Annotated in this window: 19 protein-coding genes and 1 pseudogene; 14 read left to right on the top strand and 6 right to left on the bottom strand. The window is 44.6% G+C overall.

What is annotated here, in order from left to right; genetic code table 11:
- The 5 genes and pseudogenes from K2G43_RS03125 to K2G43_RS03105 all read left to right on the top strand — a co-directional run.
- A pseudogene (locus K2G43_RS03125) lies at positions 1-486 on the top strand (glycosyltransferase); the annotation flags it as partial.
- 2 nt (positions 487-488) lie between these two features.
- Positions 489-974, top strand: coding sequence for a DUF6452 family protein (locus tag K2G43_RS03120; RefSeq protein WP_300152952.1), 486 nt, complete (start codon positions 489-491; stop codon positions 972-974).
- On the top strand, positions 943-1710 hold the full coding sequence (locus tag K2G43_RS03115) for a DUF6048 family protein (protein ID WP_297644630.1): 768 nt from the start codon (positions 943-945) through the stop codon (positions 1708-1710). The genes K2G43_RS03120 and K2G43_RS03115 overlap by 32 nt, the downstream gene beginning before the upstream one ends.
- A gap of 5 nt (positions 1711-1715) precedes the next feature.
- Positions 1716-2297 carry a manganese efflux pump MntP family protein gene (locus K2G43_RS03110; protein ID WP_297644628.1) on the top strand — a complete coding sequence of 194 codons (582 nt, stop codon included), beginning with the start codon at positions 1716-1718 and terminating at the stop codon, positions 2295-2297.
- Between the two features lie 54 nt (positions 2298-2351).
- Complete coding sequence (locus tag K2G43_RS03105) at positions 2352-3368, top strand: FAD:protein FMN transferase (RefSeq protein ID WP_300152951.1); 1017 nt, start codon at positions 2352-2354, stop codon at positions 3366-3368.
- A gap of 88 nt (positions 3369-3456) precedes the next feature.
- Here the strand turns inward: K2G43_RS03105 and K2G43_RS03100 are convergent, their stop codons facing one another.
- From K2G43_RS03100 to K2G43_RS03085, 4 genes are all read right to left on the bottom strand, one after another.
- Positions 3457-3999 carry an outer membrane beta-barrel protein gene (locus K2G43_RS03100; protein WP_300152950.1) on the bottom strand — a complete coding sequence of 181 codons (543 nt, stop codon included), beginning with the start codon at positions 3997-3999 and terminating at the stop codon, positions 3457-3459.
- Between the two features lie 7 nt (positions 4000-4006).
- Entirely contained in the window at positions 4007-5404 is a 1398-nt protein-coding gene (locus tag K2G43_RS03095; RefSeq protein WP_300152949.1) for a C10 family peptidase, read from the bottom strand.
- Positions 5405-5698: 294 nt separating this feature from the next.
- The gene (locus K2G43_RS03090; protein ID WP_300152948.1) at positions 5699-6067 is read right to left on the bottom strand and encodes a DMT family protein; all 369 of its coding nucleotides are present in this window, start codon (positions 6065-6067) and stop codon (positions 5699-5701) included.
- Positions 6068-6096: 29 nt separating this feature from the next.
- Positions 6097-6849 carry an ATP-binding protein gene (locus K2G43_RS03085; protein ID WP_300152947.1) on the bottom strand — a complete coding sequence of 251 codons (753 nt, stop codon included), beginning with the start codon at positions 6847-6849 and terminating at the stop codon, positions 6097-6099.
- A 159-nt stretch (positions 6850-7008) separates the two neighbouring features.
- Between K2G43_RS03085 and K2G43_RS03080 the strand changes: the two genes are divergently transcribed.
- The 9 genes from K2G43_RS03080 to K2G43_RS03040 all read left to right on the top strand — a co-directional run bounded on the left by K2G43_RS03080 (position 7009) and on the right by K2G43_RS03040 (position 16080).
- A complete protein-coding gene (locus K2G43_RS03080) occupies positions 7009-8445 on the top strand; it encodes a tetratricopeptide repeat protein (RefSeq protein WP_300152946.1) in 1437 nt (478 codons plus the stop codon).
- An 8-nt stretch (positions 8446-8453) separates the two neighbouring features.
- Positions 8454-8924, top strand: a complete 471-nt coding sequence (locus tag K2G43_RS03075) for an NfeD family protein (protein WP_300152945.1) — start codon at positions 8454-8456, stop codon at positions 8922-8924.
- A gap of 30 nt (positions 8925-8954) precedes the next feature.
- A complete protein-coding gene (floA, locus tag K2G43_RS03070; protein ID WP_297643828.1) occupies positions 8955-9956 on the top strand; it encodes a flotillin-like protein FloA in 1002 nt (333 codons plus the stop codon).
- Positions 9957-10006: 50 nt separating this feature from the next.
- Positions 10007-10885, top strand: a complete 879-nt coding sequence (locus K2G43_RS03065; protein ID WP_297643826.1) for a nucleoside phosphorylase — start codon at positions 10007-10009, stop codon at positions 10883-10885.
- A gap of 22 nt (positions 10886-10907) precedes the next feature.
- On the top strand, positions 10908-12293 hold the full coding sequence (gene mnmE, locus K2G43_RS03060) for a tRNA uridine-5-carboxymethylaminomethyl(34) synthesis GTPase MnmE (RefSeq protein ID WP_300152944.1): 1386 nt from the start codon (positions 10908-10910) through the stop codon (positions 12291-12293).
- Between the two features lie 250 nt (positions 12294-12543).
- Positions 12544-13449, top strand: coding sequence for a helix-turn-helix domain-containing protein (locus K2G43_RS03055; RefSeq protein WP_044468221.1), 906 nt, complete (start codon positions 12544-12546; stop codon positions 13447-13449).
- Between the two features lie 84 nt (positions 13450-13533).
- Entirely contained in the window at positions 13534-14640 is a 1107-nt protein-coding gene (locus tag K2G43_RS03050) for a site-specific integrase (RefSeq protein WP_044468222.1), read from the top strand.
- Between the two features lie 8 nt (positions 14641-14648).
- The gene (locus tag K2G43_RS03045) at positions 14649-15011 is read left to right on the top strand and encodes a lipofamily protein (RefSeq protein WP_044468223.1); all 363 of its coding nucleotides are present in this window, start codon (positions 14649-14651) and stop codon (positions 15009-15011) included.
- A gap of 181 nt (positions 15012-15192) precedes the next feature.
- Positions 15193-16080 (top strand): mobilization protein, encoded by an 888-nt coding sequence (locus K2G43_RS03040; RefSeq protein ID WP_300152943.1) that lies wholly within the window; start codon positions 15193-15195, stop codon positions 16078-16080.
- Positions 16081-16090: 10 nt separating this feature from the next.
- On the opposite strand, the gene K2G43_RS03035 is transcribed toward K2G43_RS03040, so the two are convergent.
- Positions 16091-16390, bottom strand: a complete 300-nt coding sequence (locus tag K2G43_RS03035) for a hypothetical protein (protein WP_250249441.1) — start codon at positions 16388-16390, stop codon at positions 16091-16093.
- Positions 16377-16654: hypothetical protein (locus tag K2G43_RS03030; protein ID WP_300152942.1), on the bottom strand; the 278-nt coding region annotated here is incomplete at its 5' end. The genes K2G43_RS03035 and K2G43_RS03030, both read right to left, overlap by 14 nt.

Genomic DNA, 16654 nt, shown 5'->3' with positions numbered 1-16654 from the left:
CTGAAAGCCTATCGCAAAGAGGTGGTGAAGAACATCGAGGTTTACGGCGAAATGCACCGCTACATCCCCTACCTCGCCAAGAATGCCGGCTTCAAGAAAATCGGCGAAAAAGTGGTGCACCACCAGGCACGCAAATTCGGGAAGACCAAATTCGGAGGCTGGAACCGCTTCTTCAACGGCTATCTGGACCTGATATCCTTGTGGTTCCTCTCCACTTTCGGCATCAAACCGATGCACTTCTTCGGAGTCTTAGGCTCGCTGATGTTCTTCTTCGGATTCATTGCCGTCATTCTGGTAGGCATCAGCAAATTGTACTACATGCACCATAGCATGCCCTACCGCCTTGTGACAGATTCCCCCTATTTCTATCTGGCACTGACCTCCATGATTATCGGTACGCAACTGTTCGTTGCCGGCTTCCTCGGAGAACTGATTTCACGCAACGCCCCGGAACGGAATAAGTACCAAATAGAGAAAACGATTTAACGATGAAGAACTTAGTCAGACTTATCATAGCAGGAATTCTCATCTGCCCCCTCATGGGCATCGCAATTTCCTGCTCGGAAGAAGCGGACTGCTCCATGACGGCACGCCCCATGGTGCAATGCTACCTCTACAAGATAACCTCGGAAAACCAATACGTGCAGAACGACACGCTCGACTCGCTCACGGTAACAGCCTACGGCACAGACTCCGTTATCATCAACAACCAGAAGAAAGTGCACGGCCTCTCGCTGCCCTTGAGATATGCGACGGACTCCACCAAATTGGTATTCCGATACAGCAAGACCCAAAGTGACACGCTGGTCATCCGCCACTCCAACACCCCCTATTTCCTGTCGATGGACTGCGGCTACCAGCTGAAGCAATCCATCACAAGCGTAAGCCACACCCGCATCAAACTCGATTCTATCGACATAGCAAACAAAGAAGCCGGTATCTATGGAAAAGAAAATATTAAGTTATTCTATTAGGCTGGCAATCTGCCTGCTACTCTCCTGCCCCTTACGGGCGCAGCACGTCAACGGGACATCGGCATCCGCCCAAGAAAAACGTCCCGCAAAGGAGAAGAAAGAGAAAAAGGAAGAGGTAAACTATCCGCTCTACAACGGCCTGTCTGTAGGTGTGGACTTGTGGGGAATCGGCAGTTCGGTAGTCGGAAGCGACTTCCTGAGTTCTGAAGTATCGGTGGATGTCAACCTCAAAAACCGCTACTTCCCGATAGTGGAACTGGGATACGGCACCACGGACACATGGGGCGAGAAAGGCATCCATTATAAAAGCAACGCCCCCTATCTGCGCATCGGCATGGACTACAATACGCTATACAACAAGCGGCATGGACATAAGCTGCTTGTAGGCCTTCGTTACGGCGCCAGCAGCTTCAAATATGACGTGGAAGCATTGGGCGCAGGCGGCCCCGATGACGAAACCGTACCCCCTCCGAACTTAACCGATGATATCTGGAAAGAGCACCTGTCCTACAACCATCATGGGATGAAAGGCTCCATGCAATGGGCGGAATTCTGCGTAGGCATACGGGCGCATGTGTGGAAAGCCATCTACTTGGGATGGGCGCTGCGCTTCAAGTTCAAGCTATCCGCCACTGCCGACAAGTATGGCGATCCGTGGTATGTGCCCGGCTTCGGCAAATATGGCTCCAACACCCTCGGAATCACTTATACAATAACCTATAAACTACCTCTTTAAGACACATGACCGATTTAGAAATTTGGCTGTTGGCCGTAGGACTCGCGATGGACTGCTTCGCCGTCTCCATAGCCAGCGGAATCATCTTGAAACAGATCAGGTTGCGCCCCATGCTGACGATGGCGTTCTGTTTCGGCCTCTTTCAGGCGATGATGCCTTTACTCGGATGGACGGGGACCAGCCTTTTCAGCCATCTGATAGAAACCATAGACCACTGGATTGCCTTTGGCATTCTGGCGTTTCTGGGAGGACGGATGATAAAAGAATCCTTCAAGGACGAAGAGCGCAAACACGAATTCGACCCTACCCGCCTGAAAGTGATACTGGCATTGGCAGTGGCGACAAGCATCGACGCATTGGCGGTCGGCGTATCGTTTGCCTGTCTGGGCATCAAAGATTTCTCCGAGATACTTTCGCCTATCGGCATCATCGGGTTTGTCTCCTTTGCATTGTCGTTTGTCGGACTGCTGTTCGGCATCCGCTTCGGTTGCGGCATGGCACGCAAGCTTCATGCGGAATTCTGGGGAGGGGTGATACTGGTCATCATCGGAAGCAAGATATTGGTGGAACACTTGTTCTTTAATTGACTGTTGACAGTTGATAGTTGACAGTTGATAATTCATAAATCATAAATCAATAGAATGGAAAAGAAAGCACAAAGGAATTTCTTATGGATTGCCCTGCTCGTATTGGGCACTATCTGGATATTGGCACGCCACAACCGGCCCATTCCTTATCAAACAGACAACGGACTGATATTCGGAACGGTCTATAAAATCACGTATCAGCACGATAAAAACCTGAAAGAGGAGATAGAAGCAGAACTGAAGCGCTTCGACGGCTCGCTGTCACCGTTCAACGACACGGCGACCATTACACGCATCAACCGCAACGAAGACATCGTTCCGGACGCCTTCTTCACCAACGTATTCCGCCGCAGCGCCGAAATATCCAAAGAGACGGACGGAGCATTCGACATCACTGTCGCCTCGCTGGTAAACGCATGGGGGTTCGGATTCAAGAAAGGGATATTCCCCGACTCAACCATGATAGACAGCCTGTTGGAGATAACGGGATATGACAAAGTGAAGCTGTCGGAAGAAGGAAAAATCGTAAAACAAGACAACCGAATCATGCTCTCGTGCAGTGCCATAGCCAAAGGATATGCCGTAGATGTCATTGCACAACTGCTGAAGAGAGAGGGAGTGCGCAACTTCATGGTCGATATAGGCGGTGAAGTGGTAGTCTGCGGACAGAACCCGCAGAAAGGAGCATGGCGCATCGGCCTGAACAAACCGATAGACGACTCGCTCGCCATCAACCAGGAATTGCAGGCTGTGTTGCAAGTGACCGACATAGGCATGGCGACTTCCGGCAATTACCGCAACTACTACTACAAAGACGGGAAAAAATATGCGCACACCATCGACCCGCGCACCGGCTATCCCGTGCAACACAGCATCCTGTCGGCAACCGTCATCGCCAAAGACTGCATGAGCGCGGACGCATACGCCACCGCCTTCATGGTCATGGGACTGGAAGAAGCGGAACGCTTCGCCGACGCGCATCCCGACATCGACGCCCTTTTCATCTATGCCGATGAAGAAGGAAAATTCCAGACGTATCTGACGAAGGGAATGGAGAAGTATATGAAATAACACGGCTTTTGCATTCAAGGAAGTTATAGGAGTGAAACAATAGCTCCTGTAACTCCCGTAAATGAAAAAGCCGTGATGAAATGAACTTTTAAAAAATCCACTGGACTCCTACTTGCAAACGTTTCAGATTGCCATCCACAACGAACTTTCCGCCTCCCAGACAGAAATCTTCATTCAGATGGTACGCATCGCTGTAGCCTATATGCAGGTAACGTAAAAGAAGATTGCAGTGACCGCCAAGTGAGTAGGCTGCCCCTACTGACAATCCGGCTTCACTATAACTATTATCTCCTCCATCCAAGCCGCCGCACACGGATAAGGTAGCGGCAGCTTCTCCAAATAGCTTTATACGGTTCTTCTGCCAGAAGGCATATTGTCCGTAAGCGCCGAAAGTATTGAAATTGTAGTCAGCACCCAACTCGAAACGTGTCTTTATTCCGGCAGCCCAGCGACTGTTGAACTGATAACCTATAGCAGGTGCCCAAAAACCATATCCATCATGCGTGTTATCAAACTTTTCTATTTGTCCATATCCGCCATTCAGTTCGATGAACAAGCCCCGTTCTTTGGTTTGAGCAGAAGCTAACAGGCAAGAGCCCAAGAAAAGTAAAAGAGTAATAAATGTTCTCATACAATATTTATTTAGGGGTGACATACAGATTTTTTCTATTATGTTTAAAATTGTAATCACCTACATTAACATCAGTAAAATTATACCATCCATTATACGAACCATCCATCCATCCCCAATTCATATGAAAAGAGAGCGTACCATATCCACATACGCCGGGTACTTTAGCAGACGGGTAATCATCCGGGCTAGAATAGCTATAGTACCCCGGTCCTCCAAAAAGATATTCAATAAAATAAAGAGTTTCATTATCGACATCGTATGCCCCATCGCAAACCCAAGCATGACCATCCCACTCTATAAATAGAAACTTTTCATCTGCACCCCTCATATAAACAGGTCTGTTGTGAATTAATAGTTCATTGGCTGTCTCATTATAATCAAAATCTTTTATAACTGCATTATACTGAAATTTATTTATGAAAGCTTTTTTCGCTTTATCAATGTTTGAGCTAGACTTATCAGTGCCATAATCCATACCGGCAGCCGATCCAATATCATGTATAAGTTGTTGTGTGTCATTAGTTGCTGTTTTATCAGGCATATTGCTCCAATTATATGTATTAGGGTGTTCATGAAATTTCATGATTTGAGCCATTGCAATAGCCACACATCCTGCTTTACTTTGATTAGGACATTGGGCATTAAATGGAGAGTTCTGATGCCATTCTGTTGACAATAAAGGGCCTACTCTTCTTCTTCTAGTATTATCTTTTACGGCTACAATTGTAAACCTTTCAGGTGAACCATATTGTGCTGCAAGATTTTTTAAATTTGCAATAATATCATTGCCACCATACGAAAAGAGATTAGCATTACACTGAGACAAAGGATAAAAAAGATATCCCGGATGTGATGCTCTAAGTTCTGTTATTCTATCTCTGAATGCTTTTGATTCTTCAGTTGTGGAACGAGATTCCGGAACAGTGCTATTATCCTTATCATCATATAAGTTCCACAAATATTGGATATGTGATTGACGTGCTTCATCACTTATATTAGGATTTGAGATATCTCTTTTGACATCTTGTATCCATTCATCCAATCCGTCCGGCATCTTTCCCTCGGGAAAATTAGATTTGTCGGAATATGCTATGATTGGATAATATGTTTTTCTTGAACTGACTACAACAAAACCGCCATGCGAATAATTTATAACATACATTAATGGAGTATCAAGAGAATCATTTATAGTAAAAGATTCCGCTGTAAATGATACATTCCTTGTTACATTCTTATTAAAGAAATTTTCCGCTATGCGTAGTGCATCAGCTTCACTTACAGAAACTGCTTCTGTCGCAGTTAAATTACCATTAATATGCTCACATGGATCTTCAAAGAACTCATCTTGAAGATTTGTACAAGCACTTAATAAAAACAAGGATAAAAGTAATACTTTTTTCATAATAAAATTTAAGATATAACGTTTATGGTACAAATATAACAAGAATAATTGATTTTGCAAATAATTAAACACATATTGATGGAATTAATCCACTGGTCTGTTTTTAAAGAATCTATTATACTGATTATCTAATATATACAAGTACACATGACAGACACTTGTGTTCAAGACGACAGACACTTGTGTTTGAGAAGACAGACGCAAGTGTTTGAGACGACAAACACAAGTGTCTGTCAAACCGAAAAACATATAGGATGATTGATGACTTCGGATTTAGCATCCTTCACCTAAAAATCATTTGTAAAACACGAAATAAACCGCCAGCACCAAACAGACAAAGGCGGCGAAATGATTCCAATGCAAGGTTTCCCCTTTGAAAAGAACCGTGGTAAACACCGTAAAAACAATCAAGGTAATCGCCTCCTGAATCACTTTCAGCTGCATCAACGAAAAAGGTCCTCCATTGCCCATAAAACCGATGCGGTTGGCTGGTACCTGACAAGAATACTCAGCCAAAGCAATTACCCACGAGAACAGCACGACCGCATACAACGGCCAATTGGAAATGACTTTCGCCTCTTGCAATTTAAGATGGCCATACCAGGCAAAGGTCATAAAGACATTAGAGACAATCAACAATAAAATGGTATAAAACGCTTTCATATAGCAGTTAGAAATTAATGATTAGCCATTCAATCATGAGGACAAGGAATCGGCAACAGCTCTTCCTGCACGTTCGTCATGCTGCCCCACAGACTATAGCGCGCTTCGGGATTCATCTCCTCCAGCTGCTTCAGGATTCCCTTCATCGTCGTACGCCCTGACAACGATTCGTAGGGGCAACTCTTCACCTGTTTGCGATATCCCCGAAGCTTCGACAACTCCTGCAAATCCTTCTCATGCACCAGACACATCGGACGAATGATAGTCATGTCGAACTTCTTCATCACCAGCCGGGGCGGCATCGTGCTGAATGCCCCCTGGTAAGTGATGTTCATCAGGAGCGTCTCCAATATATCATCCATGTGATGCCCCAACGCTATTTTATTACAGCCCTGCTCTTTAGCAACGGTGAACAGCGCTTTCCGACGATTCCAGGAACAGAGGAAACAGGGAGACTTGCGGGTGTCGGTCGTAGCATCGAACTCCGTCTCATAAAGCACAAAAGGAACTCCCCACGACTCCGCATACGCCTTCAGATACGCCACATCGCTCTGATAAGGAATGTTCTTCATCACCACATGGACAGCCACCACAGAGAATCGGGGCTTGTAGATGCGGGCACGTCTTGCCAACAATTCGACCAGCGCCATGGAGTCTTTTCCTCCGGAAAGCCCGATAAGGATTTTGTCCCCGTCTTCTATCAGTCCATACTCCACCACGCCTTTGCTAAAACGCTTTTCCAAGCGGCGCAGCATTTTTTCTTCCTCGGTAAATGATGCCATAAAACAGAATGATATTAAACCCGTAATTGAGTAATCGGCTGCAAAAGTAAGAGAAAAGAACGATTTAAAGAAGAATTAACATAATAGAATTACATAAACCGGTATTAGATTCAGATTAATTTGTACTTTTGACCATAGAATAAACCAGCATATATTGATATGAAAAAAATATATACCTTTTTTCTTCTGTTCTGCCTTTTAAGCATAACCGCTTCTGCACAAACTTTGGCAGAAGCCAAAGCCTTGTACGAAAAAGGAGAGTTTGAACAAGCCAAACCAACTTTCAAAAAACTCGTCAAGACACAACCCGCCAACGGCAACTACAACCTATGGTATGGCGTATGCTGCCTGGAGACCGGCGATGCGGCCGAAGGCTTGAAATATCTGCAAACGGCTGTCAAGAAACGAATTCCCAGCGGACAACTGTATCTGGCACGCGCATACAACGACCTTTATCGGTTCGAAGAAGCCATCGAGACCTATGAAACCTACATTACAGAACTGAACAAAAGAAAGCGCCCTACTGATAGTGCCGAAAATCTATTGGAAAAGAGCAAAGCGAACCTCCGTATGCTGAAAGGAGTAGAAAAAGTATGCTTTGTGGACAGCTTTGTGGTTGACAAAAAGCACTTCCTGGAAGCTTATAGAATCAGCCCCGAATCAGGACAGCTATTCATGTATGAGAGCTATTTCAATGGTTCCGAAAATGAAGGAGGCACCGTTTATGAAACGGAAATGAAAGACAGACTATACTACAGCGAAAAACAACCGGACGGCAACCTCAGCATCCTTTCACGCAGCAAACTGCTAGACACATGGAGCAACGGCAGCCTTTTGCCCGGAAGCATCAATGATGCCGTGAACGCAAGCTATCCCTACATGCTGACAGACGGGGTTACCATCTACTATGCAGCAGACGGTCCAGAATCGATAGGAGGATATGATATTTTCGTCACCCGCTATAACACGGACACCAACTCGTACCTGACACCGGAGAACGTGGGCATGCCGTTCAATTCTCCCTACAACGACTATATGTACGTCATCGACGAGTTCAACAATTTAGGCTGGTTCGCCTCTGACAGATACCAGCCGGAAGATAAAGTCTGCGTCTATGTGTTTATTCCCAATTCGTCCAAGCAAGTATATAATTACGAAGGCCTTGATCTGCAAAAAATAGTCGCATTGGCACAATTAAGCTCCATCAAAGAGTCGTGGACAGATATGGATGCCGTAAAAGCAGCCCAAAAAAGGCTTCAAGATGCCGGTGTTGCCAATGAAAGCCGGCAAACAGCCCCCAAATATGACTTCCGGTTTATCATTGACGATTCCAGAACTTATTACCGACTGGATGATTTCCGCTCACCGCAAGCCCAAGCGTTGTACAAAGAATACAGCCAACTGGAAAAAGGCTATTGGCAGCAACTGCACAAATTAGAGGATATGCGATCGGAATACGCCAATGCCGACAAAAACAAGAAACAGAACATGTCGGCCGCCATCCTTGATTTGGAACAGCGTGTACTGCAACTATCCAAAGAAATGGAGCAAGCGGCCATCCAAGTGCGCAATACTGAAAAAAAAGCCTTTAAATAAAAACTATTATGGATATATTAATCATTGCAACACTGATTATCGTAGCAGTCATCCTGCTTTTGATGGAATTATTCGTGATTCCCGGCATCAGCATCTCCGGCATTCTGTCAGGATGCTGCCTCCTCTATGCCAACTACTATGCCTTCACTTATATGGGTGAAACTGCCGGATTCTGCACGCTCGCCTTATCCGCCATCGCCTGCATAGGTTCGCTAATAGGCTTCATGCGTTCGAAAACACTTGACAAGATTGCCCTTCAGAAGGACATCAACTCCAAAGTGGACCGCAATGCCGAAAAAAAAGTCAAAGTCGGCGATACCGGCATCACTACTACCCGACTGGCCTTGATTGGTTATGCAGACATCAACGGCGACATTGTGGAAGTAAAATCCTCCGACGGTTTCCTGAACGAAAGGACTCCCATCATCGTAAGCCGCATTACGGATGGAATCCTTATCGTTGAAAGATTAAAACAATAATATTCTTCACTTATTAAATACTTGATAGTTATGGATCCTAATTCTATGTATCTGACTGCCTTCCTCGTCATAGGCAGCATCATTTTTCTGGTATTGTTTTTTCACTATGTACCTTTCTTCTTGTGGCTTTCCGCCAAAGTGTCGGGAGTGAACATCTCGCTGGTACAGCTTTTCTTGATGCGCATCCGTAATGTTCCTCCCTATATCATTGTGCCCGGGATGATAGAAGCGCACAAAGCCGGTCTGAAAAACATTACCCGTGACGAACTGGAAGCACACTACCTCGCCGGAGGACATGTGGAAAGGGTGGTACACGCACTGGTTTCCGCCTCCAAAGCCAACATCGAGCTGCCATTCCAGATGGCTACCGCCATCGACCTTGCCGGACGCGACGTGTTTGAAGCCGTACAAATGTCCGTAAATCCCAAAGTGATTGATACCCCACCTGTAACGGCCGTTGCCAAAGACGGTATTCAGCTGATTGCCAAAGCCCGCGTAACCGTACGCGCCAATATCCGCCAATTGGTAGGTGGTGCCGGAGAAGATACGATTCTGGCACGTGTAGGTGAAGGTATTGTATCTTCCATCGGTTCATCCGAAAACCATAAGACCGTATTGGAAAATCCGGACTCCATCTCTAAACTGGTACTCCGCAAGGGACTGGATGCTGGCACTGCCTTTGAAATCCTCTCCATTGATATTGCAGATATCGACATCGGTAAGAACATCGGTGCTGCCTTGCAGATAGACCAGGCCAATGCCGACAAAAACATTGCCCAAGCCAAAGCAGAGGAACGCCGCGCCATGGCCGTTGCCAGCGAGCAGGAAATGAAAGCCAAAGCACAGGAAGCCCGTGCCAAAGTAATCGAAGCGGAAGCCGAGGTGCCCAAAGCCATGGCGGAAGCATTCCGTAGCGGCAATTTAGGCATCATGGACTATTATCGCATGAAAAACATCGAAGCCGATACTTCCATGCGTGAAAACATAGCTAAACCGGTAAGCGGCAGCAACAACCAGCCGTTGAGCAAATAACCGAAAAAACAAAGAAATTTACCTATTCATCCATTCAGACTCGTAAGCCTATGAAAAAGTATTTTGCACCCTCCGAACTGATTATCAATGAAGACGGTTCCATATTCCATCTTCACGTTAAACCCGAATGGTTGGCAAACAAAGTGATTTTAGTAGGCGACCCCGGACGGGTGGCACAGGTTGCATCCCATTTGGAGAACAAAGAATGCGAAGTGGAAAGCCGTGAATTCAAGACGATAACCGGCACATATAAAGGCAAACGAATCACGGTTGTTTCCACAGGCATCGGTTGTGACAACATCGACATCGTAATGAATGAACTGGATGCTTTGGCAAACATTGACTTCCAAAGCCGTGAAGAAAAGCCTCAATTCCGCCAACTGGAATTGGTACGCATCGGAACTTGCGGCGGCCTACAGCCCAATACCCCGGTAGGCACGTTCGTCTGTTCTGAAAAGTCCATCGGTTTCGATGGATTATTGAATTTCTACGCCGGGCGCAACGCTGTTTGCGACCTGCCTTTTGAACGGGCTTTTCTAAACCACATGGGATGGACCGGCAATATGTGCGCACCCGCCCCATACGTCATCGATGCAGATGCTGAACTGATAGAACGCATCGCACAGAATGACATGACACGCGGCGTGACCATTGCCGCCAACGGTTTCTTTGGTCCGCAAGGACGCAAGCTCCGCGTGCCATTGACCGACCCGCACCAGAACGAAAAGGTAGAGACATTTGAATACAACGGCTACCGCATCACCAACTTTGAAATGGAAAGTTCCGCATTGGCCGGCTTAAGTCGTCTGATGGGACATAAAGCGATGACGGTATGTATGGTAATTGCCAACCGCCTGATAAAAGAAGCCAACACCGGATACAAGAATACGATCGATACGCTTATTCAAACGGTGCTCGAACGCATTTAAACTATTTCCACAAAGCAAATATATGAATCAAGATACAATTTGTGCCATAGCCACTGCGTCGGGAGGTGCCATCGGATGTATCCGTGTCTCAGGACCGGAAGCAATCGAAATCACCTCCCGCATATTTATTCCCGCCAGAACCGGAAAGAAACTGGATACGTGCAAACCCTATACACTTACTTTCGGTCGTATTCATGAAGAGGATACCATCATAGACGAAGTGCTTGTCAGCCTGTTCCACGCCCCCCATTCATACACCGGCGAGAACAGCACCGAAATAACCTGCCACGGTTCCGGCTATATTCTGCAAAAGGTGCTGCAACTGCTCATCAAGAACGGTTGCCGCATGGCATATCCCGGAGAATATACCCAACGCGCCTTTCTTAACGGGAAAATGGATTTAAGCCAAGCCGAAGCCGTTGCTGACCTGATAGCTTCTACCTCTGCCGCCACTCACCGCCTTGCCATGAGCCAGATGCGTGGCGGTTTCAGCAAAGAGTTAGCCTCTCTGCGCAATCAGCTGCTTCACTTCACTTCACTCATCGAATTGGAGTTGGATTTCAGCGACCACGAGGAACTGGAATTTGCCGACCGTTCCGAATTATGCCAATTAGCCGATAACATCGAAAAAGTCATTTCCAGATTGGTACACTCTTTCAGTGTAGGTAACGCCATCAAGAACGGTGTACCTGTAGCCATTATCGGCGAAACAAATGCCGGCAAATCCACCTTGCTGAATACCCTGCTGAACGAGGACAAAGCAATTGTCAGCGACATACACGGTACTACCCGTGATGTGATAGAAGATACTGTCAACATAGGTGGTATCACCTTCCGGTTCATTGATACAGCCGGCATCCGCGAGACAAGTGACACCATCGAAAACTTAGGAATAGAACGGACTTTCCAGAAACTGGAACAAGCGGAAATCGTGCTCTGGGTAATTGACGCAACTGACACAACCGCACAACTTACGCAATTATCCACACAAATCCTCCCGCGCTGCGAAGGCAAGCAGCTCATCCTCGTCTTCAATAAAGCGGATTTAGCAGAAAGCACATCCCACATACTCCCTCCCTTTTTCCCGAAAGATACAAAATCAATCCGCATTTCCGCCAAGGAGAAAACGAACATCGACGAATTGCAGCAATTGCTCATCACCGCCGCCAACCTGCCCAACGTCACCCCAAACGATGTCATTGTCACAAACATCCGCCATTACGAAGCGCTAAGCCACGCACTGGAAGCCATCCATCGCGTCCAACAAGGTTTAACCAGCGACCTTTCCGGAGATTTCATCTCACAAGATATCAGAGAATGCATCTTCCACCTGAGCGATATTGCGGGAGAGGTGACGAATGATATGGTGTTGGAGAATATATTTAAGAATTTCTGCATCGGCAAGTAAGTGGTGATTACCAACGATTAGCATATATCATCAACGATTATTAAGGCGTTCATTTTGAGCGCCTTTCTTTTTAGCCTTATAAGCGATAGTTATCGTTTATAGGACTTTTTCAGCTCATTTTTGTACCGCATTTGTTGCTCGCTTGTTGAAGACCGAAAATCTTGTGGAAAGGTAGTAGAGAAACTATACGCCATTTTACACGGTTTTACGGGAATTTACAGTAATAACGGAGAAATAAAGATGAATTAAAATGAGCAGTAACCTGAAAATTAAGCGAATTTGCACTTGGTGTGGTAAAGAGTTTATCGCCCAAAAAACAACAACGGCGTGTTGTTCCAAACAATGCGCCAACGCTCTTTATAAAAAGAAGAAGCGTGACGAAGCAATCAAGGCTAACAATCAATTCGTGAAGAAGAAGATTGATGAAAAGCCTATTGAAAGAATCAAAGACAAGCCATTTCTCACAATTACCGAGACCGCACTCTTTCTCGGAGTAACCCGACCTACCGTTTACGGATATATTAAACGAGGTGAATTAAAGGTCACTCGATTGGGCTTCAAATACCTTTTGAAGAAAGAGGATATTGATGAGTTATTTAATAATCCAACAGAGTTCTATACTCCTACAAAAGAGAAAGCTCCTATCACCAACTTCTACACCACAGCCGAAGTGAAAGAGAAATACCATGTAAACGAGTCATGGATATTTGTTGTAGCCAAGAAAAACAACATTCCTCGGACTTTCAATCGTGGCAAAACCTATTGGAGCAAGAAGCACATGGATGCTTACTTCGCCAAGAAAGCCCCGAATCCCGACATTACCGAATGGTATAGTACCCAAGAAATGCAGGAGAAATTCGGCATGACTTTATCCGCTATCTACACTTTCGTTTCCAAGAATGCCATCCCGAAAAAGAAAGAGGGTATCATGGTGTACTATTCCAAGAAACATGTAGATATAGCTAAAGGTGTAGCAGCACCCGAAGAACCGCAATATTATACGGTAGCCGAAGCTATGGAGAAGTTCAATCTTACCCGTGACCAACTCTATCATTATGCGAAGTATCACAATATCCCCAAGGTCAAGAAGGGCAAATACACGCTTATTTCCAAACCCGAACTGGATAAGCTACTTGCAGCCCCAAAGATTGAATAAGTTATTTATCAGTGAATGTTGCCACCATTGAATCACCATATTCCTTTGCACCAAACAAATGTAAAACTCTAAATATTAAACAGTATGACACACACGTGTACAAAAGTAACAGTTCGTCAGAGAGCGATTCGTAATAATCGCATCTCTTTGTATCTGGATTATTATCCGGCAGTCCGTAACCCTGAAACCATGCAGATGAGCCGTCGAGAATACCTCGGCATCTACATCTATGCCCATCCGAAAAACGAAATGGAACGAGAGTTCAACAACGATATGTTGAACAAAGCAGAAGCTATCCGTTGTATCAGAGTGCAATCGCTCATCAATGAAGAGTTTGGTTTCTTAGACAAGACTAAGCAGAAAGCCGACTTCCTTGCCTACTTCAAAAAGATGTGCCGAAGTAAAGACCAGAAATGGACGTTCGTCTATCAGCATTTCTACAACTTTGTCAAAGGGCAATGTACTTTCGGCGAGGTAAATGTGAATTTGTGCAAGAAGTTCCGTGAGTACCTGTTGAACGCCAAGCAGCTCAAACACAGCAATCGCCCTATATCCCTCAATTCGGCATCCGGCTACTACTCCACTTTCAGAGGATTGTTGAAAATTGCCTATCGGGACAAATGGTTTCGAGAAAACATCAATGACTATCTTGATAAGATTGAGCCACAAGATGTGAAGAAAGAATATCTAACACTGGACGAGGTGAAACAACTTGCCACCACACCTTGTGACATTCCCGTTCTGAAAGCCGCTTCTTTGTTTGCTTGTCTGACAGGATTACGCATCAGCGATATTCTCAATCTTCAATGGGAAGACTTTGCTATTGCTCCCGACCAAGGCTATTGTTTGCGTATCAGAACACAGAAAACCCAAACGGAAGCAACACTCCCTATCAGTTACGAAGCCTACGAACTATGTGGAACACCCGACACTGGTAAAGTATTCAAAGGTTTGAAACGAAGCATGATTAACTATCCGCTGAAGAACTGGCTTAAAAAGGCAGGTATAACGAAACCGATAACATTCCACGGATTCAGACATAGCTATGCAGTCATACAAATCTCTTTAGGCACAGACATTTACACAGTCTCAAAGATGTTAACCCACAAGAACGTTTCCACTACTCAAATCTATGCAGATTTAGTAAATGTAAAGAAACGAGAGACAGCCAATAAGATTTCATTAAAATAAATACAGCTATGAAACGAGGAATCATAACAAACAACGGAGCAGTCATCCGTATTTCTGATGGCGAAGTATGGATGACCGCTTGGGAGATTGCCGACTTGTTCTATACAACGGCAGGAGTAATCAATTCTCGCATAAAAGCGATATTGAAAACCAATGTTTTAAAGGAATATGAAGTCTGCCAATGTATAAATTTGGAGAATGGGAATAGTGCCGATATGTATAATCTCGACATGATTATAGCCCTATCCTATCAAATAGACACTGGACATTCCGCTACATTCAAGAAATGGGTTATCAATAAAGTTGCCTCCAAGCAGAAGGGCATATCACTATTTATTCCAATAAGGTCAGCTAACACTTACAATTGCTGATACTCACAACTTAAAAGTCCGATGTAGGCTAGTCCCATGTCGGACTTTCCTTTCTATTGTGGCACAGGTGGCATAGAAAAATGCTACCTACCGGTGCCAAAAGCTGCCACTTCCCGGGAAATGTATCTATACATCTTGCAAATGATATATATTTGCACACAAACGATTAACATATATCATTATGGAGCAGAAAAAGATAGAACATATAACTTTGCATCTGATTGTTTTCGGAACAATCATCATCATTGGTGTTTTAGCCCGTCAGACCGTACTACACTATGGTTGGGATGAGTTCAGCAGCAATTTTATTTTCGTAGTATGCTCCATTATCATGGGTGCTATCTACCTCAATCTGCAAATGGTATTTGGGCAACTTCTTTCACCAACAATAGAGAAGTGCTTTATGAGATTTGAGTGCTACCGCAATAAGGCTGTGGTAGCAGAAGTTCCAGAAACACACCCTGAACTTGCCGAAGGTACAATTATTTCAGAACCTATCAATTCTGAACCTGAACCCGAAATTGAAATCGAAACTACATCTGACACAACAGAAGAAGTTTCTACTCCATCGTGTTTTGATCTTAACGAAGACGTGGCAGAACTTCCAAAGGAAGAAGCCACACCTTCTACCATCAACAATACATCTATCGAAGAATCTAATCAGCCATCAGAATACGAGATATTCCGTGCCAATGCTATGGCAGAGAAGAAACGAGCTTCACAAGAAAAATTAGATAAGGTTCTTGCATATACGAAACGAAACTTGGTTCTCTATCTGAGTGAGACTGACCTTAATCGCTTATGTGGATATATTACGGAATACTACTTCTCCGATTCTTTACCCAAAGTTGAACCAATAAAGGTTGATGCTCAATTAAAAACCATTGACATCATGCACTTTGGTTGGAATATCGGTAAGGCATTCGGCAAGCCACGCCTACAGACTGCCACCTTTATAAAGAGGGTATTTGCTCACACTCTTCGTGATTCGGAAATATCCACCATTGAGCGCAAAATGTCTCATACTGAGTCAGAGTGCAAGATTAAACTGGATAGAAAAATAACATAAAGTTTCAAATTTATTTTGGCACTTCCATATAATCAATCTTTCGTGAGTATGGAAGTTCTTGTACTATAACCACTGCGTTATTCGGAGCAGGAAACAACTTTACTGTTTCATTTTCAACTGATGTCAAAAGTAAATCAAATGTTTTAATAGAATTGTCATCTGCATCTTCCCACTCCTCTCTGAATACGAGAAACACGCTATCACCTATATTATTATTTTCATAGTCACTTTTACGACAAACAAGAACAAACTCTCGTTCATCAAACATTGGTATATATGGGCGACTAATCTTTATTCTATTCTCTTCCATCGGTTAAAAACGCATAAATTTCTTCTCTGAATTTTTCCAAAATAGGAACTTCCTTAGGGGAATAGTCCCAATATGGTTTTAATGTACTATCTTTCCTTATCTTCTCTAGTTGTTCTTTTATTGAGATACACTCTTCTTCTGAATATAAACCTGTATATCCATCAAAGCAGCATATAACAGCATTCACGTTGTATTTTTTATACATGTCTATTATACACATATGACGATGCCGCCGACTAGACGAGTGAAGAGATCGGTGGGCGC

The organism is Bacteroides sp. (genome assembly GCF_029057325.1).
Taxonomy (GTDB): domain Bacteria; phylum Bacteroidota; class Bacteroidia; order Bacteroidales; family Bacteroidaceae; genus Bacteroides.
Note: the sequence above shows the minus strand (reverse complement) of the source record. Positions and strands in the feature narration are given on the sequence as shown.

What these genes read in the sequence shown, in the direction of transcription:
- K2G43_RS03120 (WP_300152952.1), top strand. Translation starts at nt 489, where the DNA reads ATGAAGAACTTAGTCAGACTTATCATAGCAGGAATTCTCATCTGCCCC.
- K2G43_RS03115 (WP_297644630.1), top strand. Translation starts at nt 943, where the DNA reads ATGGAAAAGAAAATATTAAGTTATTCTATTAGGCTGGCAATCTGCCTG.
- K2G43_RS03110 (WP_297644628.1), top strand. Translation starts at nt 1,716, where the DNA reads ATGACCGATTTAGAAATTTGGCTGTTGGCCGTAGGACTCGCGATGGAC.
- K2G43_RS03105 (WP_300152951.1), top strand. Translation starts at nt 2,352, where the DNA reads ATGGAAAAGAAAGCACAAAGGAATTTCTTATGGATTGCCCTGCTCGTA.
- K2G43_RS03100 (WP_300152950.1), bottom strand. Translation starts at nt 3,999, where the DNA reads ATGAGAACATTTATTACTCTTTTACTTTTCTTGGGCTCTTGCCTGTTA.
- K2G43_RS03095 (WP_300152949.1), bottom strand. Translation starts at nt 5,404, where the DNA reads ATGAAAAAAGTATTACTTTTATCCTTGTTTTTATTAAGTGCTTGTACA.
- K2G43_RS03090 (WP_300152948.1), bottom strand. Translation starts at nt 6,067, where the DNA reads ATGAAAGCGTTTTATACCATTTTATTGTTGATTGTCTCTAATGTCTTT.
- K2G43_RS03085 (WP_300152947.1), bottom strand. Translation starts at nt 6,849, where the DNA reads ATGGCATCATTTACCGAGGAAGAAAAAATGCTGCGCCGCTTGGAAAAG.
- K2G43_RS03080 (WP_300152946.1), top strand. Translation starts at nt 7,009, where the DNA reads ATGAAAAAAATATATACCTTTTTTCTTCTGTTCTGCCTTTTAAGCATA.
- K2G43_RS03075 (WP_300152945.1), top strand. Translation starts at nt 8,454, where the DNA reads ATGGATATATTAATCATTGCAACACTGATTATCGTAGCAGTCATCCTG.
- floA (WP_297643828.1), top strand. Translation starts at nt 8,955, where the DNA reads ATGGATCCTAATTCTATGTATCTGACTGCCTTCCTCGTCATAGGCAGC.
- K2G43_RS03065 (WP_297643826.1), top strand. Translation starts at nt 10,007, where the DNA reads ATGAAAAAGTATTTTGCACCCTCCGAACTGATTATCAATGAAGACGGT.
- mnmE (WP_300152944.1), top strand. Translation starts at nt 10,908, where the DNA reads ATGAATCAAGATACAATTTGTGCCATAGCCACTGCGTCGGGAGGTGCC.
- K2G43_RS03055 (WP_044468221.1), top strand. Translation starts at nt 12,544, where the DNA reads ATGAGCAGTAACCTGAAAATTAAGCGAATTTGCACTTGGTGTGGTAAA.
- K2G43_RS03050 (WP_044468222.1), top strand. Translation starts at nt 13,534, where the DNA reads ATGACACACACGTGTACAAAAGTAACAGTTCGTCAGAGAGCGATTCGT.
- K2G43_RS03045 (WP_044468223.1), top strand. Translation starts at nt 14,649, where the DNA reads ATGAAACGAGGAATCATAACAAACAACGGAGCAGTCATCCGTATTTCT.
- K2G43_RS03040 (WP_300152943.1), top strand. Translation starts at nt 15,193, where the DNA reads ATGGAGCAGAAAAAGATAGAACATATAACTTTGCATCTGATTGTTTTC.
- K2G43_RS03035 (WP_250249441.1), bottom strand. Translation starts at nt 16,390, where the DNA reads ATGGAAGAGAATAGAATAAAGATTAGTCGCCCATATATACCAATGTTT.